The sequence below is a fragment of the Pseudomonas sp. NFPP02 genome (genome assembly GCF_900119355.1).
In the GTDB taxonomy this organism is placed as follows: domain Bacteria; phylum Pseudomonadota; class Gammaproteobacteria; order Pseudomonadales; family Pseudomonadaceae; genus Aquipseudomonas; species Aquipseudomonas paracarnis.
The window spans coordinates 34,140-53,876 of sequence record NZ_FPJI01000007.1 but is presented as its reverse complement, the minus strand read 5'-3'; the positions used below and the strand labels follow the sequence as shown (position 1 = coordinate 53,876).

The 19,737-nt window shown below is 60.3% G+C and carries 15 protein-coding genes; 6 read left to right on the top strand and 9 right to left on the bottom strand.

Going from position 1 to position 19,737, the window contains the following annotated elements:
- Window positions 1-35: 35 nt before the first annotated feature.
- Window positions 36-1,463, top strand: a complete 1,428-nt coding sequence (sbcB, locus tag BT204_RS13780; RefSeq protein ID WP_072447151.1) for an exodeoxyribonuclease I — start codon at window positions 36-38, stop codon at window positions 1,461-1,463.
- Window positions 1,464-1,553: 90 nt separating this feature from the next.
- Here the strand turns inward: sbcB and mvaT are convergent, their stop codons facing one another.
- Window positions 1,554-1,928 carry a histone-like nucleoid-structuring protein MvaT gene (mvaT, locus tag BT204_RS13775; RefSeq protein WP_019821235.1) on the bottom strand — a complete coding sequence of 125 codons (375 nt, stop codon included), beginning with the start codon at window positions 1,926-1,928 and terminating at the stop codon, window positions 1,554-1,556.
- Window positions 1,929-2,280: 352 nt separating this feature from the next.
- On the opposite strand from mvaT, the gene purU reads away from it, so the two are divergent.
- Window positions 2,281-3,129 (top strand): formyltetrahydrofolate deformylase, encoded by an 849-nt coding sequence (purU, locus tag BT204_RS13770; RefSeq protein ID WP_019821236.1) that lies wholly within the window; start codon window positions 2,281-2,283, stop codon window positions 3,127-3,129.
- Between the two features lie 122 nt (window positions 3,130-3,251).
- Here purU and BT204_RS13765 read toward each other — a convergent pair whose 3' ends face one another.
- The 4 genes from BT204_RS13765 to BT204_RS13750 form a co-directional block, all read right to left on the bottom strand.
- A complete protein-coding gene (locus BT204_RS13765; protein ID WP_072447149.1) occupies window positions 3,252-4,361 on the bottom strand; it encodes a glucosaminyl phosphatidylglycerol flippase in 1,110 nt (369 codons plus the stop codon).
- The gene (locus BT204_RS13760) at window positions 4,349-5,101 is read right to left on the bottom strand and encodes an N-acetylglucosaminyl phosphatidylglycerol deacetylase (protein ID WP_072447147.1); all 753 of its coding nucleotides are present in this window, start codon (window positions 5,099-5,101) and stop codon (window positions 4,349-4,351) included. Before BT204_RS13760 ends, BT204_RS13765 begins: the two co-directional genes overlap by 13 nt.
- The gene (locus BT204_RS13755) at window positions 5,094-6,215 is read right to left on the bottom strand and encodes an N-acetylglucosaminyl phosphatidylglycerol synthase (RefSeq protein WP_072447144.1); all 1,122 of its coding nucleotides are present in this window, start codon (window positions 6,213-6,215) and stop codon (window positions 5,094-5,096) included. The genes BT204_RS13760 and BT204_RS13755 overlap by 8 nt, the downstream gene beginning before the upstream one ends.
- Window positions 6,216-6,422: 207 nt before the next feature.
- Window positions 6,423-8,312: a methyl-accepting chemotaxis protein gene (locus tag BT204_RS13750; protein ID WP_034128593.1), complete on the bottom strand. Its 1,890-nt coding sequence runs from the start codon at window positions 8,310-8,312 to the stop codon at window positions 6,423-6,425.
- A 205-nt stretch (window positions 8,313-8,517) separates the two neighbouring features.
- On the opposite strand from BT204_RS13750, the gene BT204_RS13745 reads away from it, so the two are divergent.
- Complete coding sequence (locus BT204_RS13745) at window positions 8,518-9,996, top strand: helicase HerA-like domain-containing protein (RefSeq protein WP_054918416.1); 1,479 nt, start codon at window positions 8,518-8,520, stop codon at window positions 9,994-9,996.
- Window positions 9,997-10,000: 4 nt separating this feature from the next.
- On the opposite strand, the gene BT204_RS13740 is transcribed toward BT204_RS13745, so the two are convergent.
- Window positions 10,001-10,456, bottom strand: coding sequence for a DUF721 domain-containing protein (locus BT204_RS13740; RefSeq protein ID WP_034128591.1), 456 nt, complete (start codon window positions 10,454-10,456; stop codon window positions 10,001-10,003).
- A gap of 306 nt (window positions 10,457-10,762) precedes the next feature.
- Here BT204_RS13740 and secA point away from each other — a divergent pair, with 306 nt between their 5' ends.
- The 3 genes from secA (at window position 10,763) to BT204_RS13720 (ending at window position 15,928) form a co-directional block, all read left to right on the top strand.
- On the top strand, window positions 10,763-13,498 hold the full coding sequence (gene secA, locus BT204_RS13730; protein WP_014719726.1) for a preprotein translocase subunit SecA: 2,736 nt from the start codon (window positions 10,763-10,765) through the stop codon (window positions 13,496-13,498).
- 124 nt (window positions 13,499-13,622) lie between these two features.
- Window positions 13,623-14,840, top strand: a complete 1,218-nt coding sequence (argJ, locus tag BT204_RS13725; RefSeq protein ID WP_034128590.1) for a bifunctional glutamate N-acetyltransferase/amino-acid acetyltransferase ArgJ — start codon at window positions 13,623-13,625, stop codon at window positions 14,838-14,840.
- A gap of 143 nt (window positions 14,841-14,983) precedes the next feature.
- Window positions 14,984-15,928, top strand: a complete 945-nt coding sequence (locus BT204_RS13720; RefSeq protein ID WP_047711674.1) for a Nudix family hydrolase — start codon at window positions 14,984-14,986, stop codon at window positions 15,926-15,928.
- Window positions 15,929-16,052: 124 nt separating this feature from the next.
- Here BT204_RS13720 and BT204_RS13715 read toward each other — a convergent pair whose 3' ends face one another.
- Genes BT204_RS13715 through BT204_RS13705 form a run of 3 tightly spaced genes read right to left on the bottom strand, consistent with a single transcriptional unit; the run spans window position 16,053 to window position 19,634 of the window.
- Window positions 16,053-16,631 carry a cob(I)yrinic acid a,c-diamide adenosyltransferase gene (locus tag BT204_RS13715; protein WP_032895497.1) on the bottom strand — a complete coding sequence of 193 codons (579 nt, stop codon included), beginning with the start codon at window positions 16,629-16,631 and terminating at the stop codon, window positions 16,053-16,055.
- Between the two features lie 2 nt (window positions 16,632-16,633).
- A complete protein-coding gene (locus BT204_RS13710) occupies window positions 16,634-18,670 on the bottom strand; it encodes a sensor histidine kinase (RefSeq protein WP_054898005.1) in 2,037 nt (678 codons plus the stop codon).
- 46 nt (window positions 18,671-18,716) lie between these two features.
- Complete coding sequence (locus BT204_RS13705; RefSeq protein WP_072447142.1) at window positions 18,717-19,634, bottom strand: putative 2-dehydropantoate 2-reductase; 918 nt, start codon at window positions 19,632-19,634, stop codon at window positions 18,717-18,719.
- Window positions 19,635-19,737 lie beyond the last annotated feature (103 nt).

The window sequence follows — 19,737 nt, the reverse complement described above, 5'->3', positions numbered from 1 at the left end:
CTAGACTTTGTCGATCTTCAGCACAGGAATAGCCCGTGACCTCGATTTTCTGGTACGACTATGAAACCACTGGCATCAACCCGCGCAATGATCGCCCGCTCCAGGTAGCCGGGATCCGCACCGACCTTGAGCTCAATGAGATCGGTGCGCCGATCAATCTTTATTGCCAGCCCAGCGACGATATCCTGCCTCACCCGGCAGCGTGCGCGATCACGGGCATCACGCCGGGTGTCCTCGCCGAGAAGGGCCTTGCCGAAGCCGATTTCATGACTCGGGTGCACGCCGAACTGGCCGCGCCAGGTACCTGCGGCGCCGGCTACAACACCCTGCGATTCGACGATGAAATGACGCGCTACAGTCTGTACCGCAATTTTTTCGACCCGTATGCGCGCGAGTGGCAGGGCGGCAACAGTCGCTGGGACTTGATCGATGTGATGCGCACCGCCTACGCCCTGCGGCCGGAGGGCATCAACTGGCCCGAGCAGGATGGGCGTGTGACCCTCAAGCTCGAACGCTTGACCGAGGCCAACGGCATCGACCATGGCCAGGCCCATGATGCGTTGTCGGATGTGCGTGCAACCATCGCCCTGGCGCGGTTGGTCCGGGAGAAACAACCGAAGTTGTATGAATGGTTGTTTCAATTGCGCAGCAAGCAGCGGGTCATGGATCAGGTGCGGTTGCTGCAACCGATGGTGCATATCTCGGGGCGTTTTTCCGCCGAGCGCCATTATCTGGGCGTGGTCTTGCCCCTGGCGTGGCACCCGCGCAATCGCAATGCCTTGATCGTCTGTGACCTGGGGCTCGATCCACAAGGGCTGTTGGACCTGGATGCGACGACGCTGCGTCAGCGTCTTTACACGCGCCGCGATGAGCTAGCCGAAGGTGAACTGCCGGTTCCGCTCAAGTTGCTGCATATCAACCGCTGCCCGGTGGTTGCGCCGTTGAAGGTGCTGCGCCCTCAAGACCTCGAGCGCCTTCAATTGGATAAGGAAGCTTGCCTCGCGCGGGCGCTGCGGCTAACTGACGCACATGAAGTTTGGCGGGACAAGTTAGCGGCCATTTATGCCGAGGAAGACTTTGCGTCAAACTCGGACCCGGAGCAGCAGCTCTACGAGGGTTTTATTGGTGACCGTGACCGCCGTTTATGTGAGCAAGTTCGCATGGCAGAGCCCGCGCAATTAGCCCGTCAGCAGTGGCCGTTCGATGATCATCGTTTGCCGGAATTATTATTTCGCTACCGGGCGCGTAACTTTCCTGAAACCTTGAACAATGAGGAGCAACAACGCTGGAAACTTTTCTGTCAGCAACGTTTGTCGGATGCACAGTGGGGGGCGCCGAATACCCTCTTGGCATTTAAGCAGGCGCGTGAGGAGTTGGCGGTTAGTGCTACATCGTTTCAGTGCCAGGTACTGGCGCAATGGCAGGACTATGTGGATTCCTTAGCGGCGCGCCTGAATCTGTAGGTGCATAACTACAGAATATTCAGACAATAAAAAACGCCAGCAAGCTGGCGTTTTTCATGTGTGACGTATCGGGTGAACGTCCGACCGGGCTTAGCCCAGCAGGGTTGCCCAACCTTCAACTACGTCACCGCCCCACTTGGCTTTCCACTCTTTCAGAGTTTTGTGGTTGCCACCTTTGGTTTCAATCACTTCGCCGTTGTGCGGGTTTTTGTACTGCTTGACCTTGCGAGCACGCTTGGTGCCGGTAGTTTTCACAGCGCCACGCGGTGCTTTAACTTTCGACTCTGGATCCAGCAGCGCGATGATGTCACGCAGGGATTTGGAGTATTCACCCATCAGGGTGCGCAATTTGCCTTCGAATTCCAGCTCGGTTTTCAGCTTGTCGTCTTCGGACAGGTTCTTCAAACGGGCTTGCAGCTCTTTGATAGCTTCTTCGGTGGCGCGGTATTCGTTGATCAGTGACATGTGGACTACCTTATGTAGAACGCTGATTGACAGGGTGAGTGGCCTAATAATAGTCAGGCAATTTCATCAAGTAAACATTTAAGACGGTATTTAGGCGAATGACATTGAATGTGTGGGAGAAAACCTGGCCGATGAGTTAATTAGTAAGCGTTATGCGCAAAAGATAATCACCTTAATTTTTTGCTACCGGCCTGAGCATGCCGTTGTATCGTCATATAGCGCTGGTAAAACCTTACACGATTAAGGGGTGTTACCACGGCCATGCCTCAAGATAAGGTGCAAGGGAATACTGCAGTTTTTCTGCGTAATCGCTAGAATAGCGGCCTTTGTGAAGTTCTGGAGTTTCCCCCTAATGCGCACTTTTCGGCTGGTGATTGCTTGCCCGGACCGGGTTGGCATCGTTGCCAAGGTCAGTAACTTTCTGGCTTCCCATAATGGCTGGATCACCGAGGCGAGCCATCACTCGGACGATCTCAGTGGTTGGTTTTTCATGCGTCACGAAATCCGTGCCGATACGTTGCCCTTTGGCCTGGAAGCCTTCCGCGAGGCGTTTGCGCCGATTGCCGAAGAGTTTTCGATGACCTGGCACATCACCGATACAGAGCAGAAGAAACGCGTGGTGCTGATGGCCAGCCGCGAATCCCACTGCCTGGCAGACCTGCTGCACCGCTGGCACAGCGATGAACTCGATTGCGAGATTGCCTGCGTGATCTCCAACCATGACGACCTGCGCAGCATGGTCGAATGGCATGGCATCCCTTATTACCATGTGCCGGTCAACCCACAGGACAAGGAGCCGGCATTCGCCGAAGTGTCGCGCCTGGTCAAGCAGCATGACGCGGATGTAGTGGTGCTGGCGCGCTACATGCAGATCCTGCCACCGGAGCTGTGCCGCGAATACGCTGGCAAGGTGATCAACATCCATCACAGCTTCTTGCCGTCCTTTGTCGGTGCCAAGCCTTATCACCAGGCTTCCCTGCGTGGCGTGAAGCTGATTGGTGCAACCTGCCACTACGTGACCGAAGAGCTGGACGCCGGCCCGATCATCGAGCAGGACGTGGTGCGCGTCAGCCACAGCGACAGTATTGAAGACATGGTGCGGTTCGGCCGTGATGTCGAGAAGATGGTGTTGGCCCGTGGCTTGCGCTACCACCTGGAAGATCGCGTGTTGGTGCACGGCAACAAGACCGTGGTCTTCTGACCCAGCGGTTTTGATTGAAGACACCGGGGCCTGGAGGTAAAACTCTCCAGGCCCTTTTTTATTTCTGTTTCAGGAGATTCCCATGAGCGACCCGCTGGATAAAGCCACCTCACGGGCGCCTGCTACCTTGGGCGAGGGCTGTTTGAGTCGTTACGACCCGGACGCGCTGGATGCCGAGGATGGTACTGATTTTCCAGGCGCGGCGCGTTTATGGGAACAGACACAGGCGCAGGACCAGCCGCCTGCCGCCCCTGAAAAAGACGCTTGAGCAGCGGTTTGCCGACCATCAATAGAAACACTGGCGCACCGGCCAGCAAATAGAAGTAGTAGGTCACCGCGCGCCAGATCAGAATCGACGCAGCCGCTGTGGATGTGCCCACCATGGGCGCCAGCAGTGCCGCTGACGTCAACTCCGCAGCGCCGGCCCCGCCTGGCGCCAGGCTGAACTGCCCGGCAGTCAGGGATAACATCTGGATCAGAAAGCTCCAGGCCCACTGCACCTCGCCCCCCAACCCGCGCAGCGCCAGGTACAGCACGCTGTAACGCAGCAGCCAATGCAGGCTGGTCAGCGCAAAGACCCCAAGCAAGGTGCTCCGGGGTAGTTTCAGGGTGGCGCTGAACGCCGCAAGAAAACGCAGCAACCGGCGTGCCCAGCGTCGGCGGGTGGTAGCACTGACCTTCATGGCCTTGAGTGCCAAACCCGCCAGGCGAATCAGCCGTCGGTGAAAATGCACCACGGCCCAGCCACTGATTACCCCACCCACCATCGACACGGCGCTGAGCCCCAGCAACCACTCCAGACGCGGGCTGAGGCTATGGAACAGCGCATAGAGCAAGATCCCCACCAGTGCGCAGAGAAAAAACACTAGGTCGCTCAACTGGTCCATGGCAAACACCGCGCTGCCTTGGGCGGGGCGGATGCCATTGCGTGCCAGCAGGGCCATCAGGGTCAACGGCCCGCCGCTGCCGCCGGGTGTTGCACACATGGCGAACTCGGTGGATATCACCACGCCAAGGCTTTTAAGCGGGCCTAACTCGCCGCGATGCTCGCCAAGCAGTAGGCGGATACGCAGACTGTTGATCAGCCAGCAGCCAATGATCATGGCGAACATCCCCAGTAACTGGGGCAAGGGAAACTGGCGCAGGCGCGCAATGCTTTCGCCGCCGCCCAGCCACAATGGGATCACCAGCGCCACCAAGAGCGCCAACACTAACCAGATCAGTCGGCCCATGGCTGCGTCGCCAGCCAGGCGGCCTTGGTTTGGGGGACGCGCCCCGTGTTGAGCAGGCGTTGCAGGGTGTCTAGCCAATAATCGCGGGAAAACCTGTGGCGCATGTCCACCGGGTGCAAACCCAGTCGGATCAGCGGGGCCTCCTGCCACCGCTGTTCACGGCGATCACTGAGGATTTTGGACAATCCCCGGCGCCAGGCACTGCGGGCGCTCCACACCAGGCCGGGGGCGTTGATAGGCGTAAAGTCCGGCAGGCGATAAAGATGTTGTGGGTCGCTGGTGTAGCTCAACGGCAACTGACGCAATGCCTGCCGGGTGCCGTCGCTCATCAACCAGGCGGGCGCAACAAAGCCATGCAGCGGCCAGCCATTGCGCTCAAATACCTCAATGCCGGCGGTCAACCGCCGCAACGCCTCGGCTTCGGACAGCTGGTAAAACTCGCCTTCGTGGGTATAGATGCGTCGCATAAACCATTCTTTTGGCGTACGCGGCCGAGGTTGGTCGTCGCAATGGTAGTAACCGTGCAAGGTGAGCTCATCGCCCTTGGCGACACGGCTGTCGAGCAGGCGCCGAAAATCGCGGTGGGCGGCCAAGTCGTCATGGTGATGGAAGTCTGGCACCACCAGCCAAGTGATGGGCACGTGGCCCAGTGCATCGACGGCCTCGACGAACGGCCGGTAGTCGGCCCGGGTGTGCGGAGCCACGTCGTGCAGTACCAGCATCAGCGCGCGCTCAGCCATGGGCGAGCATCGGTTCATGGCTGCCCAGCACGGCGCAGTAATGCCCCAGCAGGCTGTCGACTACCGTGTCCCACGCATAATGCTGCTCGACATGGCGCCGAGCCTGAGCACCCAGGCGTCGGCTGTCGGTACTGAACAGCTCGTGCACCGCCTCGGCCATGGCCTTGGGGTTGTTTGGCGCGCACAGCAGGCCACAACGCTCGTCGACAATCTCGGTAAAGGCCCCGGCCGCCACGGCGACCACTGGAATACCGCAGGCCATGGCTTCCAGGATCACCAGGCCGAAGGTCTCCTGGTCGCCACCATGCAGTAAGGCGTCGGCGCTGGCCATCAACCGAGCGACATGTTGGGCGGGCCGGAATCCGTCAACCACGGTGACATTGTCTGGCACGCTGGCCGGCATGCCGGAGCCCACCAGCAGCAAGTGGTAGCCTTCCCCCAGGCGTTTCATGCAGTTGAGCAGCACCGGCAGGTTTTTCTCCTTGGAGCCGCGCCCGGCGAAGATCAGTAGCCGAGTGTCTTCGCCAATCCCCAGTTCGGCGCGCAGGCCGGGGTCACGTACCTCAGGGGTGAAGGTTTGCAGGTCTACGCCCAGGGGTTGCACGAAGACATTTCTGACGCCAAGCCCGGTGAGCTTGTCGGCCATTACCTGGCTGGGGGCGAGCACTCGGTCAAAATTCCCATAGAGTTTGCGCACATAGGCTTCAACATTGGGGGTAAACCAAGGCCCCATGCGGTTGCTCACCAGCAGTGGCAGGTCGGAGTGGTAAAAGCCGATGACCGGCACATCCAATTGGCGTCGGGCATCCAGCGCGGCCCAGGCGGTCAGGTAAGGGTCGCCCACTTCGATCAGGTCGGGCTGTAAATCGTGCAGGACATTTCGCCAAGGCGCCAAACGAAGGGGGAAGCGATAGCCTTTGCCGAAGGGCAGGGCGGGCGCCGGTACTTTGAAGATGCCGTCCTGCTCGCTCAAGTGTGCGCCAGGAATCAACAGGCTATGGCGAATGCCCGGCTTGAGCGCCAGACGCCGGTGCTTGGCGTCAAGGTAAGTGCGTACGCCACCGCTGGCCGGGGCGTAGAACATGGTTATGTCAGCGATATGCACGATGAACATCCCTCCGATCCATTGCTCTCCCTAGATGGACCTGAGGTAAGGATAGATGTTCGGTTTAGATTCGCAGCATGACGGTGGCGGGAGTGGACAAACGCACGCTGTAGGAGCGAGCTTGCTCGCGAAAAACTCGCAGACGTCGCGTTTCTTCAGGCAGCCCGCGTTATCGTTGACGTTTTTCGCGAGCAAGCTCGCTCCTACGGGTGAATTTCAAATCCGGAAGCTGCCCACCAATTGCTTCAAGCGCGAGGCCTGTTGTTCCAGGTCCGAGCAGGCGCGCAGGGTCGATTGCAGGTTTTCCACCCCTTCCTGGTTGAGGGTGTTGATCTCGGTGATGTCCATATTGATCGACTCCACCACCGAGGTTTGTTCTTCCGTTGCGGTGGCGACCGACTGGTTCATGCCGTCGATCTCGCCAATGCGCTGGGTCACGCTGTTCAGGCGCTCGCCTGCCAGGTTGGCGATTTCCACGCTGTCCAGGCTGTGGCGTTGGCTTTCGCTCATGGTAGTCACCGAGTCCCGGGCACCCACCTGTAGCTCTTCGATCATCGTCTGCACCTGTTGCGCCGACTCCTGAGTGCGATGAGCGAGGTTGCGCACTTCATCGGCCACGACCGCAAAGCCACGCCCGGCTTCCCCGGCGCGCGCCGCTTCGATCGCCGCATTGAGCGCCAGCAGATTGGTTTGCTGGGAAATGCTGGTGATCACCTCAAGAATCTGGCCGATATTCACCGTTTTGCTGTTAAGTGCTTCGATATTGGTGCTTGAGGTGCTGATCATGCTGGATAACTGCGTCATCGCCTTGATATTGCGTTCAACCACCTGCTGGCCGTCTTCGGCCAAGTGCCTGGCGTCGCTGGCCTGACTGGAGGCTTGGGCGGCGTTGCGTGCGATCTCCTGGGCTGCGGCCCCCAGTTGATTGATGGCGGCAGCGACACTGTTGGTGCGGTTGGCCTGTTCGTCAGAGTTGACCATCGACGAGTTGGAGGCGCTGACCACCCGCAGGGCTACTTCATTGACGTGCTCGGTGGCTGAAGACACTTCGCGAATCGAGGTATGAATGCGCTCGACGAAGCGGTTGAAAGCATTGCCCAGGGTGCCGAATTCATCATTGTTCTGGATGGTCAGGCGGCGGGTCAGGTCGCCTTCACCATCGGCAATGTCTTGCATGGCGCGGGTCATCAGGTGCAAAGGTTGCAGCAAGACGCGGATCAGCATGCCGAGCAGGGCGATGATGATCACCACCGCGATGATCGTGGCGATCACCGCCGAGGTGCGGAACTCACTGAGCATGGCGAAAGACTTGTCCTTGTCCACCGAAACGCCCAGGTACCAGTTCACCGATGGCAGGCCCTTGATCGGTGTGAACGTCACGATATTGGTCTTGCCATTGGCTTGCACTTCGCTGAAGTCGCCGCTGATCTTCGGCGTGTCTTTTGGATAAACGTCCGACAGGGTCTTCATCACCAGGGCTTTATCGGGGTGCACCAGCACTTTGCCGTCGGCGCTGACCAGGAATGCATAGCCCATGCCGCCAAAATCCAGCGCGCCGATGTTATCCACCAGGGTCTGCAGGCTCAGGTCGCCACCGACCACGCCGATGCTCTGGCCGCCCTTGGCGCTTGGCGTGGCAACGGAGATGATCAGTTGCCCGGTCGCCGCGTCGATATAGGGTTCGGTCAGGGTCGAGCCGTTACTGGCCTGGGCGCCCTTGTACCAGGGGCGAACACGCGGGTCGAAGCCGTCGGGCATCTTGGTGTCAGGGCGGATGGTGAACGTGCCCTGGCTGTCACCGACGTAGGTCGCCATGAATGACGAGGTCAGCGCTTTCTGCTCCAGCAGGCTGGCGACGACGGCTTTTTCAGGGTTGATGGCGATGTTCTGTGCGGCGTTTTCCACCAGGGCGATACGTCCGGTGAGCCAGGTCTGGATGTTGCTGGCGGTAACGTCGCCCATCTCGTGCAGATAGTTGTTGAGGTCGTCGCGAATCGCGTTGCGCTGCAGATAGTCGTTGTAGAGGGTAAACAACGCAAAGGCGGCGATGACGATAAGGGAGGCTGCAAGCAGGATCTTGTGGCTGAAGCGCAGATTTTTGTTCATGGCTTGAAGGGTCCGCTAAGGTCTTAATATCCGAGGCGCATCCAATGCGGGAGGCGCGAAATGGCAGCGTTAAAAAAGGTGTGGTATTTCTGGTGATAGCTCCGTTGGTCCGTATCGGAATTATCTGACCGTTTTTTAGTCTTTGTCGGGCTTACATCCGTCTATATCGACCTCGCGGCACTAAAGATTAACCATAGGTGACGAAATGCCTGACTCCACACAACTGCTTATCGGTGCAGGCCCTGACGGCCAGCCCATCGCCCAGTCCATGCGCCTGGCCAACCGTCATGGGTTGATCGCCGGCGCCACCGGCACCGGCAAGACCGTCACCTTGCAGCGCCTGGCGGAAGCCTTCAGTGATGCGGGCGTGGCGGTGTTCGCTGCCGACATCAAAGGCGACCTCTGCGGCCTGGGCGCCGCCGCCAACCCCCAGGGCAAAGTGGCCGAGCGCATCGCCGGTATGCCCTTCCTTGATTACACGGCCCAGGCGTACCCGGTCACCCTGTGGGATATCCACGGCCAATCCGGTCATCCGTTGCGCACCACCATCAGTGAAATGGGCCCGCTCTTGCTCGGCAGCCTGTTGGAACTCACCGACAGCCAGCAGTCGGCGCTCTATGCGGCGTTCAAAGTGGCCGACCGCGAAGGCCTGTTGCTGCTGGACCTCAAGGACCTCAAGGCACTGCTCAATCACCTGCGCTATCACCCGGAACTGCTGGGCGAAGACGCCGCCTTGATGACCACCGGTTCCAGCCAGGCCTTGTTACGACGCCTGGCGGTGCTGGAGCAGCAGGGCGCCGAAGCCTTGTTTGGCGAGCCGGCCCTGCAACTGGAGGATATTTTGCAGCCCGCCAGTGATGGGCGTGGTCGCATCCACCTGCTGGACGCCAGCCGCCTGGTGCATGAAGCGCCGAAGGTCTACGCGACCTTCCTGTTATGGCTGCTGGCAGAGTTGTTCGAACAATTGCCGGAACGCGGCGATGCCGACAAACCGTTGCTGGCGTTGTTTTTCGATGAAGCGCACTTGTTGTTCGCCGATACGCCAAAAGCCTTGCAGGAGCGTCTGGAGCAAGTGGTGCGCCTGATCCGTTCCAAAGGGGTTGGCGTGTACTTCGTCACCCAGTCGCCGGGCGACCTGCCGGATACGGTACTGGCGCAACTGGGCCTGCGCATCCAGCACGGTTTGCGCGCATTCACCGCCAAAGAGCAGAAATCCCTGCGAGCGGTGGCGGACGGTTTTCGGCCCAACCCGACGTTCGATACTTTGTCGGTGCTTACAGAATTGGGCACCGGTGAGGCATTGGTGGGAACCTTGCAGGAAAAGGGCACGCCGGAAGTCGTCCAGCGCGTACTGGTTGCTCCCCCGCAATCGCGGATCGGGCCGCTCACCGAAGCCGAACGTAAAGCGTTGGTTGCCAGTTCGCCGCTGTTGGGGCGCTATGACAAACCAGTGGATCGTGAGTCTGCCTATGAGGTGCTGATGGCCCGCAAGGAGCTTGGGCCTGCCGAGCAGGCTGCTCCGGCCGCCGAAGAGCCGAGCTTCACCGACAAGGCGGGTGCATTCCTGGGGACCACGGCGGGCAAGGCGTTGAAATCAGCCATGCAGCAGGCCGCCAATCAGATGGGGCGCCAGTTGGTGCGGGGGTTGCTGGGTTCGTTGCTGGGCGGCAGCAAACGCAAATAGCGCTTCAGGCTTTGGGCCGGGCATGGGCGGCCAGCCGTTCCAGGGCAGCGCGCAACCCCGGGTCGTTGATCCCTTCAGCAGTGGCCTGAAGGGTTTCGGCGGCCGTTTCCGACAGGTCCATGGTATGCCCCACTGCGCCTTGCGGCACGGTGGGTGGCTGTACCTTGAACTGAATGCGCGTCAAATTGGCAAATTCGTCGAACGCCATCAACTGGCGCTGCAAGCGCTTCTGTTGGTAGCGCAAGCGGGTGGCCCAATGCCCATCGGTGACAATTAATAGCAGGTTGCCTTCACGCCAGGAGGCGACGTGACAATGTTCCCGGGCGGCCGGCTGCAGTTGGCTTTCCAGCAGGCGTTGCAGATGGCCCAAGCGTTGCGCCTGGCCGAAGATAGCTTTCAGCGGTTTGGCTTCGCGGAGCAACGCGCCGGGGGCGCGGGCTGTGAGAGGGCGAAATGCCATGTCTAGACACCTTAGGTAACAGAGCGGCTATCTTAGCAGAAAGCGCCTGTATGCCCCGAGGCTCTGCGTCGGCAGGGCTTTCTCCGTCAAATCAATAAGTAACTTCTGCGCCTGGTGGGTTGAAGTTCCAGCAAAAGCCCTTATTTTAAACATGCCCTCTCACTATGCCGTGCCTGTCTCAGGGAACAACGCCACTTTCCTCACCCACGATTCCGGGTAGAATGCGCGTTCGCAATGCGGCCGTGAGGGCTGCTCGGGCCACTCACGGTGCGCCCTCCATCCCTATGTGTGGAAGAACCTGCCGATATGTTTGCGCCTTTGTTAAAGAAACTTTTTGGAAGCAAGAATGAGCGCGAAGTCAAACGCATGCTCAAGACGGTGCAGCTGGTCAATGCCTTCGAAGAGCAGATGGTTGCTCTGTCGGACGAGCAATTGCGCGCCAAGACCCAAGAGTTCAAGGCCCGCATAGCCAAAGGTGAAACCCTCGACAAGCTGCTGCCCGAAGCCTTCGCGGTCGCCCGTGAAGCCGGTAAGCGCGTCATGGGCATGCGCCACTTCGACGTCCAGTTGATCGGCGGCATGACCTTGCATGAAGGCATGATTGCCGAAATGCGCACCGGTGAAGGCAAGACCCTGGTGGCAACCCTGGGCGTTTACCTCAACGCACTGTCCGGCAAGGGCGTGCACGTTGTGACGGTGAACGACTACCTGGCTCGCCGGGACGCCAACTGGATGCGCCCGTTGTATGAATTCCTCGGCCTGACCGTCGGCGTGGTAACGCCGTTCCAGCCGCCGGAAGAGAAGCGCGCCGCGTACGCCTGCGACATCACCTACGGTACCAACAACGAATTCGGTTTCGATTACCTGCGCGACAACATGGCGTTCAGCATGGATGAAAAATTCCAGCGTGAACTCAACTTTGCCGTGATCGACGAAGTCGACTCCATCCTCATCGACGAAGCCCGTACCCCGCTGATCATCTCCGGCCAGGCCGAAGACAGCTCGCGCCTGTACACCGAGATCAACAAGTTGATCCCGCGTCTTGAGCAGCACATCGAGGAAGTGGAAGGCGTGGTGACCAAAGAAGGTCACTTCACCATCGACGAGAAGACCCGCCAGGTCGAACTCAACGAAGCCGGTCACCAGTTTGTCGAAGAAATGCTGACCCAGATCGGCGAACTGGCCGAAGGCGAAAGCCTGTACTCGGCGCACAACCTGGGCCTGTTGACCCACGTGTACGCTGGCCTGCGCGCCCACAAGCTGTTCCATCGCAACGTCGAATACATCGTGCAGGACGGCCAGGTGGTACTGGTTGACGAGCACACCGGTCGTACCATGCCCGGTCGTCGTCTGTCCGAAGGCCTGCACCAGGCCATCGAAGCCAAGGAACACCTCAACATCCAGGCCGAAAGCCAGACGTTGGCGTCCACCACCTTCCAGAACTACTTCCGTCTGTACAACAAGCTGTCCGGCATGACCGGTACGGCCGACACCGAAGCGTTCGAATTCCACCAGATCTACAACCTGGCCGTGATGGTCATTCCGCCGAACAAACCGTTGGCGCGTAAAGACTACAACGACCTGGTGTTCCTGACCGCCGAAGAGAAATACGCGGCGATCATCAACGACATCAAGGACGGCATGGCCAAGGGCCGTCCGATCCTGGTGGGTACCGCCACCATCGAGACCTCCGAGCACGTGTCCAACCTGCTCAACAAGGAAGGCATCGAGCACAAGGTACTGAACGCCAAGTTCCACGAAAAAGAAGCCGAGATCATTGCCCAGGCCGGTCGCCCAGGCGCATTGACCATCGCCACCAACATGGCCGGTCGTGGTACCGACATCCTGTTGGGCGGCAACTGGGAAGTGGAAGTGGCCTCGCTCGACAACCCAACGCCTGAGCAGATCGCCCAGATCAAGGCCGACTGGCAGAAGCGTCACCAGGCTGTGCTGGAATCCGGTGGCTTGCAGGTGATCGCGTCCGAGCGTCACGAATCGCGTCGTATCGACAACCAGCTGCGTGGCCGTGCCGGCCGCCAGGGTGATGCCGGTTCCAGCCGTTTCTACCTGTCGTTGGAAGACAGCCTGATGCGTATCTTCGCATCGGACCGGGTGAAGAACTTCATGAAAGCCCTGGGCATGCAGTCCGGTGAAGCGATCGAGCACCGCATGGTGACCAACGCCATCGAGAAGGCCCAGCGCAAAGTAGAAGGCCGCAACTTCGATATTCGCAAGCAACTGCTCGAGTTCGACGACGTCAACAACGAACAGCGTAAAGTGATCTATCACATGCGTAACACGTTGCTGGCCGCCGACAACATTGGCGAGACCATCGCTGATTTCCGTCAGGACGTGCTCAACGCCACTGTCAGCGCGCATATTCCGCCACAGTCGCTGCCTGAGCAGTGGGATGTTGCCGGCCTGGAAGCGGCATTGAAGAGCGACTTCGGTGTGGACTTGCCGGTTCAGCAATGGCTGGACGAAGACGACCACCTGTATGAAGAAACCCTGCGCGAAAAACTGATGGCCGAGTTGCTGGCGGCGTACAACGAGAAAGAAGAGCAGGCGAGTGCCGAAGCTCTGCGCACCTTCGAGAAACAGATCGTATTGCGCGTGCTGGATGACCTGTGGAAAGACCACCTGTCGACCATGGACCACCTGCGCCACGGTATCCACCTGCGTGGCTACGCCCAGAAGAACCCGAAGCAGGAGTACAAGCGCGAGTCGTTCACGCTGTTCTCCGAATTGCTGGATTCGATCAAGCGCGATTCGATCCGCGTGCTGTCCCACGTTCAGGTGCGTCGCGAAGACCCGATCGAGGAAGAAGCACGCCTGCGTCAGGAAGCCGAAGCACTGGCGGCGCGCATGCAGTTCCAGCATGACGAAGCGCCGGGTCTGGATGAGCCTGAAGCATTGGGTGAAGAGGTCGATGTGGCCCTGGCCCAGACCCCGGTTCGCAATGACCAGAAGCTGGGCCGCAACGAGCTGTGCTACTGCGGTTCGGGCAAGAAATTCAAACACTGCCACGGCCAGATCGAATAAGATTTTCGCCTGACGCTGCAACACCCCGCGCCGCGACCGGCCTTTGCCGTCGCGGCGTTTTGCCATTAATTCCCACCGTCGATAGCGACGGCACAGACATCACCTATTTTTGAGGAGCGCATTCATGGCTGTTGGTCTTGGTCCTTTGCCCACGTTGCACCCGGTTGCCGGTTTTGAACTCGGTATCGCTTCGGCGGGCATCAAGCGCCCGGGGCGCAAGGATGTGGTGGTGATGCGTTGTGCGGAAGGCTCGACCGTGGCGGGCGTGTTCACCCTCAATGCCTTCTGCGCTGCGCCGGTGATTCTGGCCAAGCAACGAGTGGCCGGGTCGATTCGCTACCTGCTGACCAATACCGGCAATGCCAACGCCGGCACCGGAGAGCCGGGCCTTGTCGCGGCGGCGCGCACCTGCGCCAAGCTGGCCCAGTTGACCGGCGTCGATGCCAGCCAGGTGCTGCCGTACTCCACCGGTGTGATCGGTGAGCCGCTGCCGGTGGAAAAAATCGAAGGTGCCCTGCAAGCCGCGCTCGATGACCTGTCTGCGGATAACTGGGCGGCTGCCGCTACCGGCATCATGACCACCGATACCTTGCCAAAAGGAGCGAGCCGTCAGTTCGTGCATGAGGGCGTGACTATCACCGTCACCGGTATCAGCAAGGGCGCAGGCATGATCCGTCCGAACATGGCCACCATGCTCGGTTATATCGCCACCGACGCCAAGGTCTCCCGTGATGTGCTGCAACGCCTGATGCTGGACGGCGCCAACAAGTCGTTCAACCGCATCACCATCGACGGTGATACCTCCACCAACGACTGCTGCATGCTGATCGCCACCGGCCAGGCCAACCTGCCGGAAATCACGTCCACCGAAGGTCCATTGTTCGCGGCGTTGAAACAGGCAGTGTTTGAAGTGTGCATGGACGTGGCCCAGGCCATCGTGCGTGACGGCGAGGGCGCGACCAAGTTCGTCACTGTTGAAGTCAACGGTGGCGGCAACCATCAGGAATGCCTGGATGTGGGCTACACCGTGGCGCACTCGCCGCTGATCAAGACCGCGCTGTTTGCTTCGGACCCGAACTGGGGCCGTATCCTCGCGGCTGTCGGCCGTGCTGGCGTGCCGGACCTGGACGTGAGCAAGATCGACGTGTTCCTGGGTGACGTGTGCATCGCCAGCCGTGGCGCCCGCGCCGAAACCTACACCGAAGCCCAGGGCTCGGCGGTGATGCAGCAGGAAGAAATCACCATCCGTATCGAACTGGGTCGTGGTGACTGCAGCGAAACCATCTGGACCACCGACCTGTCCCACGAGTACGTGAAGATCAACGCGGAATACCGTACCTGAAAATGACCCTCCCCCTGTAGGAGCGAGCTTGCTCGCGAAAAACTCAATGCCATCGCGGTTATCCTGGATGCACGCGTTATCGTTGACGTTCTTCGCGAGCAAGCTCGCTCCTACAAAGGGCTACGACGAGAGGAAGCAGTGGCGTGAAACGAGTGCATGTAGCAGCAGCGGTGATCCGCGGTGTCGATGGCAGGATCCTGCTGGCGCGCCGTGCCGATACTCAGCATCAAGGCGGGCTCTGGGAGTTTCCCGGCGGCAAGGTGGAGGCTGATGAGTCGGTTGCCACGGCTTTGTCCCGTGAATTGCAGGAAGAGCTGGGCATCCAGGTCACCACGGCGCGGCCGCTGATCAAGGTGCAACATGACTATCCGGACAAGCAGGTATTGCTGGATGTCTGGGAAGTCTCGGCTTTTACCGGCGAGCCCCATGGCGCTGAAGGGCAGCCGTTGGCGTGGGTGGCACCGCGGGACCTGGTCAACTATGAATTTCCGGCGGCGAATGCGCCGATTGTCGCCGCGGCACGCTTGCCCGCCGAGTACCTGATCACCCCTGGCGAGCTGGAGACCCCGACGCTGTTGCGCGGTATCCAAAAGGCTATTGCTGGTGGCATCAAGCTGGTTCAACTGCGTGCGCCCAACGGCTATGACCCCAAATACCGTGACCTGGCGGTAGATGCGGTGGGCCTGTGTGCCGGCAAGGCGCAATTGATGCTCAAGGGGCCGTTCGAGTGGCTGGGGGATTTCCCAGCTGCCGGCTGGCACATGACCTCGGCGCAGTTGCGCAAATACGCCAGTAAGGGCCGCCCACTGCCCAAAGACCGTTGGCTGGCGGCTTCGTGCCACAACGCGGAAGAGCTGGCCCTGGCAGAAATGATGGACGTGGATTTCGTCACCCTGTCGCCGGTGCAGCCGACCCAGACCCATCCGGATGCCCAGCCGTTGGGGTGGGAGCAGGCGCAGCAGTTGATCGCCGGGTTCAGCAAGCCGGTGTTTCTGTTGGGCGGGGTTGGGCCGGCGCAGCGGGAGCAGGCCTGGGAGGCTGGTGCGCAAGGTGTGGCAGGTATTCGAGCGTTCTGGCCGCAGGTGTGATGCAGCTCTGATGATGATCATTCCCACGCTCTGCGTGGGAATGCCTCCTGTGACGCTCTGCGTCACGTTTTGGACGCGGAGCGTCCCTTGATACATTCCCACGCAGAGCGTGGGAGCGATCAGGTCAGTGTGGCTTGGCCGCCGCCTGCCACAACACTTCCGCAACGCCTTGGCGCTTGGCAATCACCCTGGCCGCCACAAACAGCAAATCCGACAACCGATTGATGTACGCCAACCCCACACCCTCCAGTGGCTCCACCGCATTCAAGTGCTGACAGCGGCGCTCGGCGCTGCGCGCCAGGCTGCGGCACACATGGGCCTGGGCAATCAAGGCTGAGCCGCCGGGCAGGATGAAATTCTCAAGCGGCCCGACTTCCTCGTTCCAGCGATCAATCGCTGCTTCCAGCCGATCCACTTCCGCCGCATTCAGCGCCTTGTATACCGGCATTGCCAGTTCACCGCCCAAGTCAAACAGACGGTGCTGGCAAGGCGTGAGCACTTCAATCACGTCCTTCAACGCCGGGTGCTTGCCACTTTGTTCTTCAAGGTTGGCCAGCAGCAGGCCAAGTTGGCTGTTCAGCGTATCCACCTCGCCAATCGCTTCCACGCGTGGATGGTCCTTGGGCACGCGGCGGCCGTCGCCGAGGCCGGTCTCGCCTTTGTCGCCGGTACGGGTGTAGATCTTCGACAGGCGAAAGCCCATGGTCAGTGCTCCAGTTGGGTAAGTTCAGTGGGGGGCAATTGGCTGCCGGCCAAAGGCAGGCGCAAGGTAAAGCAGGTGCCCTGGCCCAGGGTGGAATGCACTTCCATCTGGCCCTTGTGGTTGTTGGTGATGATGAAATACGACACTGACAGCCCAAGCCCGGTACCTTGGCCGATTTCCTTGGTGGTAAAGAACGGTTCGAACGTGCGTTTGCGCACGTTTTCGCTCATGCCGATGCCGTTGTCTTCCACCTGGATTTCCGCCCACGGCGGGTTGAGGCGGGTGCGCAGGATGATGCGCCCCGGCTCGCTGTCGTCCTCGCGCAGGTGAATCGCCTGGGCAGCGTTTTTCAGCAAGTTGAGCAGCACTTGCTCCAGCTCGTTGGCGGTGCCGGGCACCGGGCCCAGTTGCGGATCGAACTGGCGGATGATCGCCTGGCCCTTGAAATCGAAACCGATGGTCAGGTCAAAGTCGTTACCGGCGATGTCCACGGCCTGGTCGATCAGCGCTGGCAAATCACAGGGCGCCATCTGGCGATTGCTGCGGCGGCTGAAGCTGAGCATGTGGGTAACGATTTTCGCGGCACGCGCCCCGGCCTGCTGAATGCCGTCGAGCAGTTGCGGGACTTCGCGGCCTTGCAGGTATCGGTTGACCGTCTCCAGCTCGATGCCCACCTGTTCGGCAAGTTCAAGGTTCTTGGGCAGCTCGGGGGACAGGCGCCGCCGAATGTTCTGCACGTTATGCAGGATCGCGCCCAACGGGTTGTTGATCTCATGGGCCATACCTGCGGCCAGGCCGCCCACGGAGAGCATTTTTTCCGATTGCACCATCATTTCTTCCAGGGACAGGCGCTGGGTGATGTCGTCGATTCGGATCACCACACCGCGCCCGGCGCCGCCCATCAACGGGTAGAACGTCAGCGCATAATGCTTGGGCTCGTCGTCCTTGATCCAGGTGACCCGTTCTATCCGCTCCACTGTGTGCTGCTCCACGGTGGCCTTGATCTGTGGCAGGTACGGCTTGAGCGGCTGGAAGGCCAGGAACACCGGCTGGTTCAGGGCTTCGTCCAGACGCGTACCGGAGAGGGCGGTAGCTTCCTGGTTCCACTGGGTGACATAGAGTTGTTCGTCCAGGGCGATCAGCGCCGAGGGCATCGAGTCAATGATGCTGTTCAGGTAGTTCTGGAAGCCCGTGAGCTTTTTCTCGATCTTGCTGCGTACCTGGACCTCCAGTTCCAGCTTGCGGTTGGTATGCCGGGTTTCTTCGGCCAAACCCTGGGCCTGGTCATACGCGGCCTGGGAGTCGTCGCGCGCGCGTTTGAGTTGCTGCTCGCGGGCTTCGATGCGCGACAACATGGTGTTGAACGCTTCGGCCAGGCTGCCGATTTCATCACGGTTGCCACGCCCGGCGCGTAAAGCGTAGTTCTCCTCGCGGGTCACCTGGCGGGACAGTTCTTCAAGTTCATGAATTGGCCGTGTGATCAGGCGTTTGATCTGCCGGGCGATGACCAGCCACAACAACACACTGAAAATCAGGATGCCCAGGCTGGCGGTCAGCGTGCCGGTATAGAACGCCACCGGCAGCTCACTGCTGGCCACCAGCAACAAATGCCCCGAAGGCTGAGTACCACGGGGCAGGGTGATGACCTGGTTACTTCGAAATTCAGTGAGGCGCCACGCTTCGATATGCCGGTAGTGGTCCGGCAGGTGCAGGCGGTCGCCGTGCTGCATCTGCGCCAGGCGGTTGCCTTCGCCATCGTACAAAGCGGCGGCGCGCAACGGTGAATAGCTGGTCAGCTCATTGAGCAGCGCCTCGGCCTTGGTCGGAGACTCAAGAGCCTCGGCGGCAAGCGCGGGGTTGGACACCAGTCGACCAATGGACTGCAAGGCCTGGGGGGCCATGCTTTCCTGGGAGATCCAGTAGGCGGCGCTGATAAACGTCAGGTTGGCCACCAGCAATACGGTGGTCAACAACACCAGCAGGGCCGCCAGCAGTTTCTGCCCTACCGGTAGATTTTCAAGACGCTGGCGCAATGGCATCAGGGGTTTCCCAGGTGATAGACAGGTAGGCAGGGTAGCGCGTGCCTCAGTCGCTGGCCAATCCGCGTGCGCGCAGATATTCGACCAGGCGCGCTTGCAACTGTTGCAGGTGCGGCAACACCAATTGATGGCGGGCCGCCGCCTGGCAGGCATAGCCCAGCAGGTAGCTGATCTCGGTACGTCGGTGGTTGGCCACGTCCTGGTGCATGGACGAGTAATTGGCCGCCGTGGCCTGGATCACCCGCTGCACTTCGCTGTGCAGGTCCTGTGCGGCAGCAGGCTGGCCGCAGCATTCCAGCAGCTCGGCCAATTCAGCGCACAAGGTTGCCACTTCACACGCGTGGGCTTGCAAACCGCCGTTGCGGCACTGGTAAAGCACGGTCAGCGGGTTGATGGCGCAATTGAGCGCCAGCTTGCGCCACAGGCGTGTGAGGATATCACTGGCCCAATCGTGGGGAATGCCGGCCGCTTGCAGGTCGTTCAGCCACAGCGGTGGCGTGGGGTGGCTCGCATCCCCCAGCCAGGTGTAACCATGGCCGGCAAATACCACCCGCCAGTCGCCTTCGCGAAACGCGCCTTCGGTACTTGAGGCATAGATGCAACGGGCCAACGGCACTTGTGCAGCCACTGCGTCCTGGCTGCCAAGGCCGTTTTGCAGCAGGATCAGTTCGGCGTCGGGCGCAAGTCTAGGGTGCAACTGGGCGATAGCGCTTTGAGCATCGTAGGCTTTGCACGCGACCAGCAGGCGATGAATCGGCTCCGGGCTGTCAGGCGTTTCACCGACTACCGGGTAAGTCTGTTCCACACCCTGCTCGACCAGGGTCAGCCCTTGGCCGGCTCGATAGTCGGCCAGGCGCGCCTCATTGCGCAGAATCAGCCTGACGGGCACCCCCGCACGTGCCAGCCGCGTGGCCCAGAGGGTGCCCAGGCTGCCGGCGCCAAGAATATGCCACGGGGTCGACATCAGTGTGTACTCCATAAGGTCGCCAGCGGTGAACGGCGCGAAAGAACCGCTATAATGCCCCGGCATTTTAGCTCGGGCGCGCTCCATCTCTACTGAGCCCGCC

What these genes read in the sequence shown, in the direction of transcription:
- BT204_RS13745 (WP_054918416.1), top strand. Translation starts at nt 8,518, where the DNA reads ATGCCTGACTCCACACAACTGCTTATCGGTGCAGGCCCTGACGGCCAG.
- BT204_RS13715 (WP_032895497.1), bottom strand. Translation starts at nt 16,631, where the DNA reads ATGGGCTTTCGCCTGTCGAAGATCTACACCCGTACCGGCGACAAAGGC.
- BT204_RS13760 (WP_072447147.1), bottom strand. Translation starts at nt 5,101, where the DNA reads ATGGCTGAGCGCGCGCTGATGCTGGTACTGCACGACGTGGCTCCGCAC.
- argJ (WP_034128590.1), top strand. Translation starts at nt 13,623, where the DNA reads ATGGCTGTTGGTCTTGGTCCTTTGCCCACGTTGCACCCGGTTGCCGGT.
- mvaT (WP_019821235.1), bottom strand. Translation starts at nt 1,928, where the DNA reads ATGTCACTGATCAACGAATACCGCGCCACCGAAGAAGCTATCAAAGAG.
- BT204_RS13710 (WP_054898005.1), bottom strand. Translation starts at nt 18,670, where the DNA reads ATGCCATTGCGCCAGCGTCTTGAAAATCTACCGGTAGGGCAGAAACTG.
- BT204_RS13755 (WP_072447144.1), bottom strand. Translation starts at nt 6,215, where the DNA reads ATGTTCATCGTGCATATCGCTGACATAACCATGTTCTACGCCCCGGCC.
- purU (WP_019821236.1), top strand. Translation starts at nt 2,281, where the DNA reads ATGCGCACTTTTCGGCTGGTGATTGCTTGCCCGGACCGGGTTGGCATC.
- BT204_RS13740 (WP_034128591.1), bottom strand. Translation starts at nt 10,456, where the DNA reads ATGGCATTTCGCCCTCTCACAGCCCGCGCCCCCGGCGCGTTGCTCCGC.
- BT204_RS13765 (WP_072447149.1), bottom strand. Translation starts at nt 4,361, where the DNA reads ATGGGCCGACTGATCTGGTTAGTGTTGGCGCTCTTGGTGGCGCTGGTG.
- BT204_RS13705 (WP_072447142.1), bottom strand. Translation starts at nt 19,634, where the DNA reads ATGTCGACCCCGTGGCATATTCTTGGCGCCGGCAGCCTGGGCACCCTC.
- BT204_RS13750 (WP_034128593.1), bottom strand. Translation starts at nt 8,312, where the DNA reads ATGAACAAAAATCTGCGCTTCAGCCACAAGATCCTGCTTGCAGCCTCC.
- secA (WP_014719726.1), top strand. Translation starts at nt 10,763, where the DNA reads ATGTTTGCGCCTTTGTTAAAGAAACTTTTTGGAAGCAAGAATGAGCGC.